General features: G+C 32.9%; 18 protein-coding genes and 1 riboswitch. Of the genes, 7 read left to right on the forward strand and 11 right to left on the reverse strand.

Annotated features, from left to right (window positions below; all coding sequences use genetic code 11):
• Positions 1 to 417: 417 nt before the first annotated feature.
• Positions 418 to 1,014 carry a hypothetical protein gene (locus tag OH814_RS18930; protein WP_201133947.1) on the reverse strand — a complete coding sequence of 199 codons (597 nt, stop codon included), beginning with the start codon at positions 1,012 to 1,014 and terminating at the stop codon, positions 418 to 420.
• Between the two features lie 154 nt (positions 1,015 to 1,168).
• Here OH814_RS18930 and OH814_RS18935 point away from each other — a divergent pair, with 154 nt between their 5' ends.
• Positions 1,169 to 2,041, forward strand: a complete 873-nt coding sequence (locus OH814_RS18935) for an AraC family transcriptional regulator (protein ID WP_279195977.1) — start codon at positions 1,169 to 1,171, stop codon at positions 2,039 to 2,041.
• Positions 2,042 to 2,340: 299 nt separating this feature from the next.
• Positions 2,341 to 3,141, forward strand: coding sequence for a Cof-type HAD-IIB family hydrolase (locus OH814_RS18940; protein WP_308829236.1), 801 nt, complete (start codon positions 2,341 to 2,343; stop codon positions 3,139 to 3,141).
• 91 nt (positions 3,142 to 3,232) lie between these two features.
• Here the strand turns inward: OH814_RS18940 and OH814_RS18945 are convergent, their stop codons facing one another.
• On the reverse strand, positions 3,233 to 3,679 hold the full coding sequence (locus OH814_RS18945) for a KTSC domain-containing protein (protein ID WP_076559884.1): 447 nt from the start codon (positions 3,677 to 3,679) through the stop codon (positions 3,233 to 3,235).
• A 252-nt stretch (positions 3,680 to 3,931) separates the two neighbouring features.
• On the opposite strand from OH814_RS18945, the gene dcm reads away from it, so the two are divergent.
• A complete protein-coding gene (gene dcm / locus OH814_RS18950; protein ID WP_308829247.1) occupies positions 3,932 to 5,173 on the forward strand; it encodes a DNA (cytosine-5-)-methyltransferase in 1,242 nt (413 codons plus the stop codon).
• Here dcm and OH814_RS18955 read toward each other — a convergent pair.
• Both OH814_RS18955 and OH814_RS18960 read right to left on the reverse strand, forming a co-directional pair.
• Positions 5,149 to 5,877: a PmeII family type II restriction endonuclease gene (locus tag OH814_RS18955; RefSeq protein WP_308829237.1), complete on the reverse strand. Its 729-nt coding sequence runs from the start codon at positions 5,875 to 5,877 to the stop codon at positions 5,149 to 5,151. The genes dcm and OH814_RS18955 overlap by 25 nt on opposite strands.
• A 140-nt stretch (positions 5,878 to 6,017) precedes the next feature.
• A complete protein-coding gene (locus OH814_RS18960) occupies positions 6,018 to 6,434 on the reverse strand; it encodes a helix-turn-helix domain-containing protein (RefSeq protein WP_308829238.1) in 417 nt (138 codons plus the stop codon).
• Positions 6,435 to 6,541: 107 nt separating this feature from the next.
• Here OH814_RS18960 and OH814_RS18965 point away from each other — a divergent pair, with 107 nt between their 5' ends.
• The 3 genes from OH814_RS18965 to OH814_RS18975 all read left to right on the forward strand — a co-directional run bounded on the left by OH814_RS18965 (position 6,542) and on the right by OH814_RS18975 (position 9,707).
• On the forward strand, positions 6,542 to 7,633 hold the full coding sequence (locus OH814_RS18965) for an alkene reductase (protein ID WP_308829239.1): 1,092 nt from the start codon (positions 6,542 to 6,544) through the stop codon (positions 7,631 to 7,633).
• 122 nt (positions 7,634 to 7,755) lie between these two features.
• Positions 7,756 to 8,460, forward strand: coding sequence for an SDR family NAD(P)-dependent oxidoreductase (locus OH814_RS18970; protein ID WP_308829240.1), 705 nt, complete (start codon positions 7,756 to 7,758; stop codon positions 8,458 to 8,460).
• 245 nt (positions 8,461 to 8,705) lie between these two features.
• Positions 8,706 to 9,707, forward strand: coding sequence for an NADP-dependent oxidoreductase (locus OH814_RS18975; RefSeq protein ID WP_308829241.1), 1,002 nt, complete (start codon positions 8,706 to 8,708; stop codon positions 9,705 to 9,707).
• Positions 9,708 to 9,734: 27 nt separating this feature from the next.
• Here the strand turns inward: OH814_RS18975 and OH814_RS18980 are convergent, their stop codons facing one another.
• The 7 genes from OH814_RS18980 to OH814_RS19010 all read right to left on the reverse strand — a co-directional run bounded on the left by OH814_RS18980 (position 9,735) and on the right by OH814_RS19010 (position 14,429).
• Complete coding sequence (locus tag OH814_RS18980) at positions 9,735 to 10,115, reverse strand: VOC family protein (RefSeq protein WP_308829242.1); 381 nt, start codon at positions 10,113 to 10,115, stop codon at positions 9,735 to 9,737.
• A 230-nt stretch (positions 10,116 to 10,345) separates the two neighbouring features.
• Positions 10,346 to 11,104 (reverse strand): hypothetical protein, encoded by a 759-nt coding sequence (locus OH814_RS18985; protein WP_308829243.1) that lies wholly within the window; start codon positions 11,102 to 11,104, stop codon positions 10,346 to 10,348.
• Positions 11,105 to 11,167: 63 nt separating this feature from the next.
• Complete coding sequence (locus OH814_RS18990; RefSeq protein WP_308829244.1) at positions 11,168 to 11,740, reverse strand: hypothetical protein; 573 nt, start codon at positions 11,738 to 11,740, stop codon at positions 11,168 to 11,170.
• Between the two features lie 27 nt (positions 11,741 to 11,767).
• Positions 11,768 to 12,349: a GDP-mannose pyrophosphatase NudK gene (nudK, locus tag OH814_RS18995; protein WP_201133956.1), complete on the reverse strand. Its 582-nt coding sequence runs from the start codon at positions 12,347 to 12,349 to the stop codon at positions 11,768 to 11,770.
• A gap of 21 nt (positions 12,350 to 12,370) precedes the next feature.
• Positions 12,371 to 13,276: a TIGR01777 family oxidoreductase gene (locus OH814_RS19000; RefSeq protein ID WP_308829245.1), complete on the reverse strand. Its 906-nt coding sequence runs from the start codon at positions 13,274 to 13,276 to the stop codon at positions 12,371 to 12,373.
• Positions 13,277 to 13,482: 206 nt separating this feature from the next.
• A complete protein-coding gene (locus tag OH814_RS19005; RefSeq protein ID WP_123884832.1) occupies positions 13,483 to 13,827 on the reverse strand; it encodes a DUF2116 family Zn-ribbon domain-containing protein in 345 nt (114 codons plus the stop codon).
• Positions 13,828 to 13,832: 5 nt separating this feature from the next.
• Complete coding sequence (locus OH814_RS19010; RefSeq protein WP_201133959.1) at positions 13,833 to 14,429, reverse strand: HPP family protein; 597 nt, start codon at positions 14,427 to 14,429, stop codon at positions 13,833 to 13,835.
• 257 nt (positions 14,430 to 14,686) lie between these two features.
• Positions 14,687 to 14,790: riboswitch (TPP riboswitch) on the forward strand.
• A 25-nt stretch (positions 14,791 to 14,815) separates the two neighbouring features.
• Between OH814_RS19010 and pnuC the strand changes: the two genes are divergently transcribed.
• Positions 14,816 to 15,412: a nicotinamide riboside transporter PnuC gene (gene pnuC / locus OH814_RS19015; RefSeq protein WP_308829246.1), complete on the forward strand. Its 597-nt coding sequence runs from the start codon at positions 14,816 to 14,818 to the stop codon at positions 15,410 to 15,412.
• Positions 15,413 to 15,480 lie beyond the last annotated feature (68 nt).

Genomic DNA, 15,480 nt, shown 5'->3' on the forward strand with positions numbered 1-15,480 from the left:
CGTTATCTGACCCTAATTTATAGGTTCGGAAGCATTCCGGATATATCTTTAACCTCAACAGACCTATAAAAGACCCGAATAGATGATTAAATAACCTTATCATTACGGTCAATCAACCTCAACCGATAGATACAAACCCCCAAAAAATATGTAAATAACCTCGGCGTCTCCATAAACAACGTGATAAGACCGGTTAAAGTCATTTAGGAATGTCACATTTTAATAAACTTAATGTATTCAGCTAAATAAATGGCTGTCAGGCTTGAAATAAAAATTGAGTAGTAAAAAATCTTTAGGGACTTTGCATTTAAAATTTAAAACAAATCCAATAAAAAAAAGTCAGATTTCCCTGAAATTCAGAAAAAATCTAACTTTAAAAAAAAACTATATAAAAATATTTTTAATAGAGTAGAGTAATTATCTCACTCTGATTATTTTATTAAAAACTCTACCATTTTCTTCTACAGTGATGATATAGCTGTCGGCGGTCTTTTTACTTAGATCAAAAGTAAGTTTAATCTCACCGTTCGTTGCAGATTTTGTAGCATTGTAGTAAACCGTATCATCAAAATCTGTTACTGAAATCTTGGCCGTATTTTTTACACCCGACAACTGTAATGTAACCATATTACCGTTGATCAAAAATTCAGGTTTGAATATTTCTGAAACAGGTTCTTTTTCAATCAAAACCTTTTTATCAGAATCTACTTTAATTTTATACTTCTCAATTTTCTGTTGAGACTCAAGAACCAAATAATAAATTCCTGAATCTAAATCTTTAAAATTGTAAGATTTGCTTACAGAATTATAGTCTTCAAAAGTCTCAGAAAACAGCTCTCCGTAAAAGTCATTGTAAATGACTACCGATACATTTTTGGCATTCGAAATCTCAAATTTTACCGTCTCTGCTTCAGCTTTTCCAAATGAAAGAGAAAAGTCTTTTTCTTTACCCAATGCACTCATTGAAATGGATAAGAAACCGATCATTAAAACTGATGTAAATACTTTTTTCATACGATTAATTTTTTCATTTGTTAATACTGCAAATTTAGATTAAACCGCAACGCCTTTCTACTGCATAATTCTCTTATTTATGTGTTATTTTAACCTTTAAATTAATTATTTAAATATAAATTGTTAATTTTGTGTATGAATTAATGGTTTTCCTATGAAACATTCTCATCCTGCCTTCGAAGCTGTGAAACCCAATCTGGGAAGCAGTTTTACGAGTTTAAAGTTTTTACGAAATGAAAATATAAAGTCTCATGTATGGCATTATCATCCTGAAATTGAGTTGATTTTCGTATGCGGTGGTTCCGGAAAAAGACAAATTGGAAGTAATATTTCCTATTTTTCTGATGGAGATTTGGTTTTAATGGGAACAAACCTTCCACATTGCGGAATGACCAATGAAAATACCAACAATGATTACGAAATGGTCATTCAGTTCAAGCCTGATTTTTTAGGCGAAGAAATCTGGACTTTACCCGAAATGCAGAAAATAACCAATCTGTTGGAAAAAGCAAAAGCCGGAATTGTATTTTCAGAAAGTATAAAAAAAGAAGTCGGTTTGAAAATTACAGAAATGCATGAATCATCATCTTTGGATAAGTTGATGAAATTTCTTAAAATATTGGAAGAACTCGCTTCAACTCAGGAATACCGGATTTTAAATGCAGGAAAATATTATCTCCAAACTCAGGTGGAAGACAATGAGCGAATTAACCACATTTTTAATTACGTAAAAGATCATTTTAAAGAGCAGATTACTTTGGAGCAGATTTCGGATTTAGCAAGCATGAAAGTGCCTTCGTTCTGTCGTTATTTCAAGAAGATTACCAATAAAACGTTTACTCAGTTTGTGAATGAATATAGGATTACCCATTCTTTAAAACTGCTTGCCGAAAAGCCGTTAAGTATTACAGAAGTATGTTTTGAATCAGGATTTAATAACTTCAGTTATTTCAATAAAACATTTAAAGAATATACGGGCAAAAGCCCTTCTCAATACAGAAAAGAATTTAATTATTTATTTGAATAAGAATGAATTTTAAACCATTAAGAAAGTTTAGATTTTAAGCTCGATAAAAATAAATCAATTTGATTTTTAAAAGTTTGAAGAGTTTTAGTGGAAATCTTAATGTTAAAAAAGAAATAAATAAAGTTTATTTTAAATTAAGATGAGTTAAGTTCTACCGAAATAGATTTTGTTTAAGAATTAATCTTAAGAAAATTTAAAATTAAACAACCTATTGGTAATAGATACGGAATCTACCTGTAAGATTTTAAAGTCTATATTTGTGTAGGTTTTAGAATTAAGAAGAAGAAAAAAAGAATTTTATGAAGGATATAAAGCTGATTGTAACCGATATGGACGGAACTTTTTTGAACTCAAAATACGAGGTAAGTCCCGATTTTCCAAAGGTGTATGAAGAACTGAAAAAAAGGGATATTCTTTTTGTTCCTGCAAGCGGAAGACAGATGTCGGGAATCACAAAATATTTTGGTGATATTGAAAACGAAATTGGTTTTATTGCCGAAAACGGAGGGTATGTAGTCTATAAAAATCAAGAAATGTTTGCTGATAAATTGAGCCAGAAATCAATTGCAGATATTATTCGTACCGTAAGAGAAATTCCTGATGCGAGAGCCGTTTTGAGTGCAAGAGATAGTTCATATTACGAAAGTACAGACCAGAATTTTGTAGATTATTTTACACAATATTATATTGAAAATCAGAAAAAAGAAGACCTCACTCAGGAAGTTGATGATTCTGTTTTTAAAATTGCAGTGTATCATCCCGTGAGCGCAGAAGATTTTCTGTATCCTGCACTGAAAAAATTTGAAGACGAAGATTTGGTAATCGTTGTTTCCGGAAAATATTGGCTGGATATTATGAATAAACACACCAATAAAGGAAACGCAATTGAGAAACTTCAGAAATCTTTAAATATTCTTCCCGAACAAACGATGGCTTTCGGCGATTATCTGAATGATATTGAAATGCTGAAAAATGCTCATTATTCTTACGCTATGAAAAATGCACATCCATCAGTAAAAGAAGCTGCGAAATACGAAGCGTGTTCCAATGACAGTTTTGGTGTTTTGGAAACGATAAAAACGTATCTCAACGGAAATTAATTTTCACTATACAACAAGCAAAAAACCGTATTCTCAGAATACGGTTTTATATTTTTAGCTGTCGTTGACAACTTTATCTTTATTCAGAAAATTAGTCAGCCATTACTTCACCAGACTTTCTAAAGGTAAAATTTCCATAGATATGTCTTCTTGCGAAACGGCTTGGCGAATCTGCATTCACCATTTTGATATACGTATTTCTTGGAACTCCGATGTATTCAAACATTTTACCATTCAAATGCTGAACTTTCAAAATTGATTTTTCAAGATAGAAATCAGTAATAATTGAAGTGGTAATCGTTTCCGTATATTCTTCTTTGTATTTTTCCTGAGTTTCAGGGTTGATGCTTACCAAAAAATGATAGGCTTCAATCACAGATTTACTTTTTTCTTCCGCAGCCAGTTTTCCTTCTTCATTATTCACAAATTTATCAGGATGCGTATCTTTCATCACATTTCTGTAAATTGTTTTCAAATCTTTCAAAGTAGCGGTATTGTCTACCTCAAGAAGTTTTCTGTAATCACCTATTTTTTTCATAACGTACAATCCTTATTTCGGGGTGCAAAATTAAGGAATTTTATTTAGAAATCTGTAAGTTTTTGATTATTAATTTATTTGAGTTGAAAAGTAATATTATTTTTTTACTCATTTCTTTTTGAAAATTCCAAACTTATAGTAGTGCTTTTCTAAACATTTGGGTTAGTATATACAAAAAAAATGTTAAAATTAATTGTTGCGAAGTAATAAAATTTAATATAAATTTGTAACCAATGTCTAATGTTGTCCAATATGGTTATGAAAGAATACTATACAATATCTGAAGCTGCTGAACTTTTAAATAAAAGTACAAAAACACTGAGAAGATGGGATGAAGAAGGTAAGTTGGTTGCGGTAAGAGAACCAATGAGTAATTATCGTGTATATCATAGAAATGATATAAAAAATTTATTTCCTAATTTTTTAATAGACAATAAAACTGAATTAAGCAATTATGTAAAACCAGATAATGATTATAAGGTTTTAGAACTTTTTGCTGGAGCAGGCGGATTGGCTATTGGTCTTGAAAAAGCAGGATTAAAATGTGAAGCACTGAATGAAATAGATAAATTTGCGTGTCAGACTTTACGACAAAACAGACCGCATTGGAAAGTTTTTGAAGGTGATATTAAAAACTTTAGTTTTTCAGAGTTTAAAGATAAAATTGATGTCGTTACTGGTGGTTTTCCTTGTCAGGCTTTTAGTTATGCTGGAAAAAGACTAGGTTTGGAAGATGCTAGAGGAACTCTTTTTTATGAATTTGCCAGAGCTGTACAAGAAGTTAATCCTCCAATTTGTATAGGTGAAAATGTTAAAGGTCTTTTAAGTCATGAAAGCGGAAATACATTGAAGGGAATGATTTCTATCCTGGATGAAATTGGGTATAATGTTGTTCCTGTCGAAGTTTTAAAAGCTATTAATTATAGGGTTCCTCAAAAACGAGAAAGATTAATTTTGGTTGGAATTAGAAAAGATATTCATATCAAATTTAATTATCCAAAACCTTTTAACAAAATTTATAATCTAAAAGACGCTTTAAAAAAGGGAGAATTATTTGATACGGATGTTCCAATTTCTGGCGGTGCAAAATATCCTCAAAGCAAAAAAGTAGTTTTAGATTTAGTACCACCAAAAGGTTACTGGAGAGATCTACCTCTTGAAATTCAAAAAGAATATATGGGCGGAAGTTTTTTTCTTGGAGGAGGAAAAACGGGAATGGCAAGAAGAATTGGTTGGGATGAACCAAGTCTAACTTTAACATGTAGCCCCGCTCAAAAACAAACCGAAAGATGCCACCCGGATGAAACTCGACCTTTTACTGTAAGAGAATATGCCAGAATTCAAACTTTTCCGGATGATTGGGAATTTGCAGGTTCTTTAGCTCAGCAATACAAACAAATCGGCAATGCAGTTCCTGTAAATTTGGGAAGAGAAGTCGGATATTCAATTATAAATTTTTTGAATTCTTATTATTCTTTAAAATCAAAAAGTTGAGAACTTTCAATTTCCTTAGAAAGTTTTTCAACGCCTAGATTAATCAAATCTTGTGTATCAATGTTTTCAATAAGTAACTGAAGATTTTGAACTAATCCGTCATAAAAATCAGGAAATCCGGTTACTCTGTGCCAAAACTCTTTTCCAATGATGACTGGATGGGTTTTGTCTATAACTTTATAGTGCATACTTAATTCGTCAACTTCTCCGTAAAGTACACCAACCATAAAATCAGTATTATTAATATTTTTAAAAGCTTTATTGGTTCGAGCAAGATTGATAGTGTCTGTAAATTTTTTGATTAAAGGTTTAACATCTTCAGAGTTTATTGTATTTGGTTCAGATTTTAACTGACACCACTTTCTTCTATTATCAATCTTATCAATAAACTCAATGTCCATTCCTTTAATCAAAGATCCCTCAGCAATTTTTAAATCAACAAACATATTCTGGATTCTTGCTCCAAATGATGTATTAATTGAAGTTCCTAAAACTCTTGGATAAAATAATGCTTTTGCAACACCAATTGCAGTGTAGTTATTTTCTAAAACTTTTGATAAGTATTTTACAATAATAGGGTTAATGTTGTAGCTCTTAAGCTTTGAATGAGTATTTATTGAAGCTGTAATATGATTTTCAAAAATATAAACCTTAAAATATTCAACAATTTCTGCAAGAATATCATTTTGAGTTTTAATTTCCATTGTTGTGAATTATTAATTTGATGTAAATATATTGTTTATTATTAAAGTAAACAAAAAAGCATAAACCTCGGCTCTTAAAATCAAATAACTAAAGTCTTATTGTTCTCAAACTTCTGACGCTTTCCCTCGAAACCCATCACTCACAACACCTCCCTTTTCAACTCCTCAATTCTCTCCTCAATAAATCCCGCTTTATCCTTCTTCACATCATTCAAAATCATCTTCTGGCTTTCCGGAATTTCAGAATATTTTTCAGCCCACAGATTAATTTCTATCAACAGCGGAAGCAGATCGATACCTTTTTCGGTGAGTTTATATAGAACTTTTGCTTTGCTGTCAGGATGATTTTGTTTGCTGATGATACCGTTTTCTTCAAGCATCAAAAGACGGGATGCAAGAATATTAGTCGCTATTTTTTCGTCAGATTTTAGAAATTCTCCGTAGGTACATTGTTTTGCAAACATCAGATCTCTTACAATCAGCAATGACCATTTGTCACCCCATACGTCTAATGAGCTGCTGATAGGGCAATCTGATCTATTTTTTGAATTGGACATAAAATTATTTTTAAATAATTAAATAAAACACTTGCATTTTGAAAGTAATGTTATAGATTTGTACTTGCAAAACGCAAGCAAATTTACCGAATTAAATTTAAAATACAATGAAAAACATTCTTTTTGATGCTTACAAGAGCAAAAACTTAGATCTAAAAAACCGTATTGTGATGGCTCCAATGACAAGAAGCCGATCAGATAACCAGGAACATAAAGCAACAGAATTAACTGCTAAGTATTACCAGCAGAGAGCTACCGCAGCTTTAATTATCACAGAAGGTACTTTCATCAGTCCCGAAGCGGTTGGCGTGATCAATGTTCCCGCAATTTATAATGTAGAACAAATCGAAGGTTGGAAACTTACAACAGAAGCTGTTCACAACGAAGGTGGCAAAATTTTCGCCCAGCTTTGGCATACAGGAGCTTACTCACATCCCGATTTGCATAATGGTAAAAAACCTTTGGCTCCGTCAAACGTAAACCCTCAACAACAGGTTTTCACAGCAACGGGTTTTCAGACAAGTGAAGAACCTCAACCGATGACTACGGCAGATATCAAACAGACCGTACATGATTTCAGACAGGCTGCACTCAATGCTTTTGAAGCTGGCTTTGATGGAGTAGAACTTCACGGTGCAAATGGTTATTTGCTTCAACAATTTTTCAGCAAAAATTCCAATCTCCGCAACGACGAATATGGTGGTTCAGTAGAAAACAGAGCAAGAATTTTATTCGAAATTCTGGATGCTATAAAAGAAGTCGCAGATTTGCAAAAAGTTGCAGTTCGTCTCAATCCTTCACTCAACGGCATCATGGGGATTTTGGTCGATGATGAAACCATTGCATTGTACAGCTATATTGTCACTCGTCTCAATGATTACGATTTGGCGTATTTACATCTGATAGAGCCTTTTACCGACGTTTCAGATAACTCTTTTGCTATCCAGGAAGTCGCAAAACATTTCCGTAAAATCTACAACGGAACCATTATTATCAACCGCGGATTCAACAAAGAGACCGCTACAAAAGTTTTACAGGATGGCGATGCAGATTTGGTTTCTTTTGGAACTCCGTTTATTGCCAATCCCGATTTGGTAGAGCGTTTCAAGACCAATGCAGCACTCAATCAAGCCGATCAGGCAACATTTTACACTCCGGGCGAAAAAGGGTATACCGATTATCCGACTCTTAACAACTAAAATAATTTGGGCGAACGGCCGGGCTTTCCGCTATATCTTTTGTTTCACAAAAGGATGTCGCTGCAATCCCTGTCGCAAACTCGACCTTAACAACAATACACAACATTTAAACCAAACAAAAAATGAAAACAACAGGAAATACAGTATTCATCAGTGGCGGAAGTGCCGGAATAGGCTTAGCAATTGCTAAAAAACTTCACGCACAAGGAAATAATATCATTATTAACGGAAGAAATGAAGAACGTCTTCAGAATGCTTTGAAAGAACTTGAGGGCGCAGTTGCAATTAAGGGTGACCTTTCGGTTGAGGCAGATAGATTTCGCATCGTAGAAGAATTGAAGACGAATCATCCCGAACTCAATATCATCATCAACAATGCTGGTGCAGCATTCGCATATTTATTAAATGAAACAGAAAACGCACACGAAAAAGCTGCTGCCGAGATGAATACCAATTATTTCAGCGTTATCCACTTTACAGAACTTTTACTTCCGTATTTAAGTCAAAAAAAGGAAGCTGCAGTCATCAATATTTCATCAATTGCAGTTTTTTTAAGTCATCAAATGTTACCAACGTATGGCGCATCAAAAGCAGCGTTACACAGCTATACGCAAGCTTTAAGACAAACGTATGAGGAGCAGAATAATGTTCAGATTTACGAAGTCTATCCGCCATTGGTCAATACAGATTTCTCTGCAGAAATCGGCGGAGCAAACGGAATTCTGCCTTCTGAAGTAGCAGACGAATTGTTGATAGCTTTAGAAAAAAATCAGTTTGATGTTCCGGTAGGAGATACCAAACAGTTTTTCGTAAAAGAATTGGCATAATCATATTTAAAAACAATTCTTCGTCAGAAACGGTTTATTTTCAGTATCTTACTGACGAAGAGTTTCTACAATTTAACCAACTTATCATAGATTAACAGAAAAAATTACCCACTGAAAAAATGGTGAAAAATAGTAATCAATGACTAAAAAAACAGCATCATTTTATCAGGAGATTTTTTCCAAAACTTGCTTTTTAATTATCAACCTCAAGGAAGCAGATCAGCTTATAATAAAATAAATATCATATGAAAGCATTCAGTATCAGCCGTTATAAAAAAGAAAGTTCACTCGAATTGGTAGACCTTCCCGAACCTATTGTAAAAGATCACGAAGTTCTTGTCGAAATACACGCAGCAAGTGTTAATCTTTTAGATTCAAAAATAAAAAGCGGTGAGTTTAAACTGATTTTGCCTTATAAAATGCCCTTAGTTTTGGGACACGATGTTGCCGGCATTATCGTAAAAACAGGAGCGAAGGTAAAAAACTTTAAAGTGGGTGATGAAATTTATTCTAGACCCTCCGATTTTCACATTGGTACTTTTGCAGAGTTTATTTCAATCGATGAAAAAGATGTCGCTCTAAAACCTACAAATATTTCGATGGAAGAGGCGGCTTCAATTCCATTGGTTGGTTTGACGGCTTGGCAGGCTTTAATTGAACAATCGAATGTTCAAAACGGGCAGAAAGTTTTTATTCAGGCAGGATCCGGTGGTGTGGGAAATTTCGCCATTCAGCTTGCAAAATATATGGGTGCAACGGTAGCAACCACTGCCAGTGAAAAAAGTTTTGATGTTTTGAAAAATCTTGGTGCAGATGTTTTGATCGATTATAAAACACAGGATTTTGAAGATGCTTTAATTGATTATGATATCGTATTAAACAGCCAGGATAACAAAACGCTTGAAAAATCTTTTGAGGTAATAAAGCCTGGAGGTAAAATCGTTTCAATATCAGGTCCGCCAACGCCGGTATTTGCTGAAGAACACAGGTTACCTTGGTACGTAAAATTGGCAACAAGATTTTTAAGCAGTAAAATAAGAAAAAGAGCAAAAAAACAGAATGTAAACTATTCGTTTCTGTTTATGACAGCCAACGGGAAACAGCTTTCAGAAATTACTCATCTCATAGAAACCGGCAAAATAAAACCTGTCATCGATAAAGTTTTCGCTTTTGAAAAAACCAATGATGCATTACAATATATCGAAAGTGGTCGTGCGAAAGGAAAAGTAGTTATCAAAATGAAATAAGCATCGATTTTTTTGAATAAATTATCCTTAAAAATAATTGCTTATCTCAATCAAATTCAAATCCGGGTCTCTGAAATAGACCGATTTAATCTTTCCAATTGCTCCAGTTCTTTCTACAACTCCTTCGATGATCTCTATATTTTTCTGTTTTAGTTCTTTTAAAACATCATCAATATCTGTTTCTGAGATAAAGCATAAATCTGCCGAACCTGTTGTTGGATGTTCTGCTTTAGGCTCAAATTCTTTTCCTTTTTGATGAAGATTGATTTTTTGATTTCCGAAAGTCAGAGCTTTTCTGTTGTTTCCAAAAGTTACGACTTCAAAACCCAGAATGTTGGTATAGAAATCTATAGTTTTATTAATGTCAGCAACAGTTAAGACGAGATGGTCAATATTTTTGATTTGCACAATTTTAGACTTGTTTAACCTCAGTTCGGGATAAGAGATTTTTATAATAGTTTGTGAATCATTAAACGCAAAGATTTTATAATTAAACTTTCTACTTTAGAAAGCAAAGGCAAATAAATTTGCTTCGAAAAGCTTGAGCCAAAGCTTTATTAAAACAACTTGTTGATTCTTCTTTGCTTACTATATTATAAAAGAGTAAAATTCACGGTTGTATTAAACATAGTTATCTATTAATTAAAAGGAATTATTTTATCGTGTTTTAATTTCTGCTTTAAATGTTCTGCATAGTGATGTGCAAATTTTTCTTTTTCAACTTTTGAAAGACTGATGTAATAATCATCTCTGTTTTCTTTTGCATTGTAATTTTCATCATCTTTTCCAGGTCTTTCCACAACTTCTAAATAATGAACATAATGTCCGAATTCATGCAGCAATGTTCTGTAAAGTTGTGTGTTTCTTGAAGGTTCTAAATGTAATTCAGAGACAAAATTTCTTTTATTCTCAATGAAAAAATGCCCATCCTCTTTTAATCTTGCAAATTCTTTTTGATCTTCAATAGTTTGTTTTTTAGACCAGACTAGTTTTTTATTTAAGTCAATAGAGTCTAAAATTATTGCAGGAAAATATTCGTTTTCAAATTCAAAACTATATACTAATCTTCCCCAAACTGGAGAAATAATTTCTTCTTTTCTTTTGGGTTGACGAAGAACGATAAATTTCAACTCTCCATAATCTTCAGTGGGAATATATTGAATCATTTTTGCTAAATCATTCACAGAGCAGGAGTGAAAACAGTTTTCCCGAGTTTCTTCAATAATAAATAAAAACTCATGTTCATTGATAATTCTAATTTCTGTTTGGTATTTCTCAATTCTTTCATAAAAAGATTTCAGCGTGCCATAAGGTGTAGAAATCTTAAATTTATTATCCTGACCAAAACCTTGATTTTCAGTTCCTATATTTCGGTTTCTTCTTGTTGGATTAAACATTTGAAATAGTCAATTTTTGTGTTTTTCAATTTTATAAGCTGAAATTAAAATCAAAACTGTGTTTTATTCAGTATCAATATACGTCAGTTTCGCCCCTTTAATAAACTCTTCCAAAGAAATATTTTTTGTTGCTTTATCATTCATCAATTCAAAAAGATACGTTGAGGTTGTATTTAATCTGATGTCTTTTACAGAGGTTTTAAATCGCTTAGTTTTAATATTTGAAGTCAGAAATGTCAACTCAGAAGTATTACTAAACTTGATGTTATTTACATCAAAAGAAGCTTTTGGATCTTTCTGCAGTTTCAAAAATCTTTTCTGTGTTTTATCTGTCGTCTCATCCAGGAATTTCTGCATTTGGAAGTCGGTTAAGAGCTGTGGATAAATGAGACCTTCTCTTACAATCGTCGTCGTGATTTTATCGGCTTTGTCAAAATAAACGGTCTTGTTATCAAACTGTGCCAGATTTTCTTTGACAAGAATTTTACCGTCAAATTTTTTATAATTTTTCTTTTTATAATCAGTTTTAAAATGCTCAATTATAGCGGCATCTTTCGTGCTCAACTTTTCATTTTTCTGGGCAAAAAAATTAGAAGATAGCAATAATGAAAGACCGATTGTGAATATAAATTTCATAATACGTTAGATTTTTGGTTTAAATATTTACAGAATATTTTTCAGACGAAGATGCTGTAAAAGCATGATAGTCTTGGCATCTTTTATTTCGCCATTGTCAATCATAGAAAGTGTTTCGTCAAACGGAAGCTGCAGCACTTCGATGTTCTCGCCTTCATCTTCCAGTCCGCCGCCATCGTTTATTTTCATATCATCAGAATATTCTGCGATAAAAAAGTGCAGAATCTCTGTAACAGATCCGGGAGACATATAAGCTTCAAATATTTTTTCTACTTTCGAAATCTTGTAACCCGTTTCTTCTTCAGCTTCCCTTTTAACGCAATCTTCAGGATTATCGTTGTCTAAAAGTCCGGCACAAGCTTCAATCAGCATTCCCGTCGGATTTCCGTTGATGTATGTAGGAAGACGGAATTGCTTCGTTAAAATTACATTTTTAGAATGAGTGTTATACAATAAAACAACGGCTCCATTTCCTCTGTCATAGGCTTCCCGGCTTTGGGTTTCGGTGTCTCCGTTTTCTTTTTTAATAGTAAAAGTTACTTTTTTTAAAGTGTACCAGTTATCAGATAAAATCTCTGTCTTTTCAATACTTACATGAGGCTCTTGCATTATATTTCAATCTTTTAATAATTATTTTTTTAGTAAACCTTCCAAAGCTCCTTCTAAAACCGGAAACTTAAAGTCAAAACCAGCTTTTATTATTTTTTCTGATGAAGCTCTTGAGCCTTGAAGCAAAATATCGGCAAGCTCACCAAATATAAGTTTTAAAACAAACGCCGGTACGTTAGGCATGAATAAAGGTTTTTTTAAAATCTTTGCAGCTATCCGTGTTAAATTTTCGTTAGTCGTATGCTGCGGTGCCGAAGCATTATAAGAACCCCGAATTTCAGGATTTTTTAAGGCAAATTCATAAATAGCACAAATGTCATCAACATGAATCCAGGGCATATATTGTTTTCCGCTTCCGATGGGTGAACCAATTCCAAATTTTATTGGTGTTATCATTTTCGCTAAAGCACCGTCATTTTTAGAAAGAACAACGGCAGTTCTTACTTTCACCACTCGTTCTGCTACATCTTGTTCTGTAAATTTATCAGCTGCTTTTTCCCAAACCTGAACAACTTTACTTAGAAAATCGTTTCCTGCAGGATCATTTTCTGAGAATATTTTATCTGTTGTTTTAATTCCGTAAAAATTAATTCCGGAAGCTGAAATGAAAGATTTTAGCTTTATATTTTTGTTTTTGAGCGTATTTAAAATCAGTTTTGCAGAGTTTACCCGGCTGTCGATCAGTTCTTTTTTTCGCTCTTCTGTCCAGCGTTTTTCAGAAATATTGGCTCCTGCTAGATGAATAATGTGACTTACATTTTCGAATGCCTGTTCATCTATCGTGCTATTGTTTAGATCCCATTCAAATTCGTTTTCGGCTTTCTTTTTGCGGGTTAAAAAACGTACTGTATAATCTTTTTCGATTTTTTGGGAAAGCACCTTTGCAATGACTCCGCTTGCGCCGGTGATTAATACAATTTCTTTCATCATGCTTTTTTACATTATTTTATTTAATACTTGATATTTTTTAACCGCAAAAGCAACAAAAGATTTATGATGGATTTCGATATTCAAAGGCTAACAAAACAAAAATAAATGAAAATTTTACATTTTGGAAACTTCTGAATGTCTCTTTTTCAATCATTTCTTTTGATTCTTTTGCGGTTGAAATTATATTTGAATTTTATCATGTATCAAAACTGATTTTTTACAATTAAAACGTAATCTTCTTCAAGAATTTTATAGCCGTGATCATAAACAAATTTATATTCTGAGCCGTTTTTATACACTTTAATATTTGTAAAATAATTAAAATCAAAACCTAAGCCATCGAGTTTAGATTTTGGGATTTTAGTTTTTCCGTCGATATTTATTTCATTCAGAATACGGTAGTTTTTACGGAGTTTATTATTTACATTCCGCATCAGGTTGCTCGAATCTTTGTTCTGCTTATTGTTGTAAGCATTTCTACAGGCATCATTGCAGAATTTTTTATCGGATCTGCCAATGATTTTTTCACCGCATTCTATACATTCCATATTCTTTAATTTTTCAAACTGTGTTTGTGTTTTTTATGTAAAAGTCTCTTCCATCTCGAACTTGTGGGGTAGCTTCTGTTTTTGGTGATATTATTAAAAAATAAAGCTACTAAAAGTAAAATAATACAGCCCGACAAAACAGGAGAGAGCACATACCAATATCCAAGATCAGCAATTTTTCCGGGCGATGTTACGGCAATTAATGCAGTTGCGCCACCCGGCGGATGCAAAGTTTTGGTATACTGCATCAAAATGATGGAAAAAGCAACAGCCAAAGGTGCCGAAAGCCATAAAATATCGGGAACAATCTGATAAACGGTAACTCCAACGATAGCTGAAATGACGTGACCGCCGACAAGATTTCTTGGTTGAGCCAACGGACTTTGAATGGCTCCGTAGATCAAAACACTTGAGGCGCCAAATGAACCGATCAGAAATACATTTTCCTGCTGCAATAAATAGTGAGATTGCAGAAAAGCAATCAGTCCGATTCCGAAAAAGGCACCCAGAAAAGACCAGAAATGTTCTTTATAATCAACAAGTGTTTCTTTATAAATTACATATTTTGATACTCTGAGTGTTCTTTTGAAAGTTTTTTTCACAATAAATTTATTTGAGATTTAAAGGTACAAAATATCCGTTTGTAAACGACTGCTGATGTACGAAATGATTTTATCAATGCTGAGATGCTTTCAGCATGACAAACTTTCTGCAAAAGGTTAAATTAATCTACCTAATTAGCTCAATCTGCGCGAACCTTTTTTAAAACAGATTTCTGGTCTCAATTGTTTCTGTATCTCTTTTTGTAATAAAAATTTAGTAAATATTTTTTAATGTCATTTTAAAACATCAATTTTGCGCCATCAATGGGGTGCTGCAAATTGCGGCTGAGATGATACCCGGGAAAATTTTCCACACCTGATCTGGGTAATTCCAGCGTAGGGAATTTTGATTTATCATCTCATCATTTAATTTTATTTAAGTTAATTTGATGCAGGACATTTTACAACAGACAACATGGCAAGAATGGCTTGGTGTCTTCTTTTCAGTATTTCAGGTTTTATTGGCAAGAAAAAACAATTCGAATAATTATCTTTTTGGTATTGCCGGAATTTCATTAACACTTTATGTGATGATACAGTCTAAACTCTACGCAGAGTTTACACTTAATCTTTATTATCTGGTAATGAGTATCTACGGATGGCTGTACTGGAAGTTTGGAAAACGAAAATCTGAAACCACCATTTCTGAAACTACCAATAATGAAAAATTAATTACCGTAGGAATCGTACTTGGAACATTTGGTGTTTTCTATTTTTTCCTGACAAATTTTACAGATTCTGATGTTCCAATTTTAGATTCTTTAGTCAGTGCTTTTGCATGGGCTGGAATGTGGCTGATGGCTCGAAGAAAAATTGAAAACTGGATTTTACTCAATATCAGTAACATCATTGCAATTCCTTTGTTGATTCATAAAGGTCTTTATTTGTATGCAGTTTTGACGGGTTTCTTGTTCATTGTTGCAATTTCCGGTTACTTGGAATGGCGAAAAATTATTAAAACTAAATCGGTTGCAGCGACTTAATCTTATGGATTAAAACGCAAAGATTTTAATTTTTGAGATTAATATTTTAAGGAGCAAAGATGGCGACT

Source organism: Chryseobacterium sp. CFS15 (genome assembly GCF_031118795.1).
Lineage (GTDB): Bacteria > Bacteroidota > Bacteroidia > Flavobacteriales > Weeksellaceae > Chryseobacterium > Chryseobacterium indoltheticum.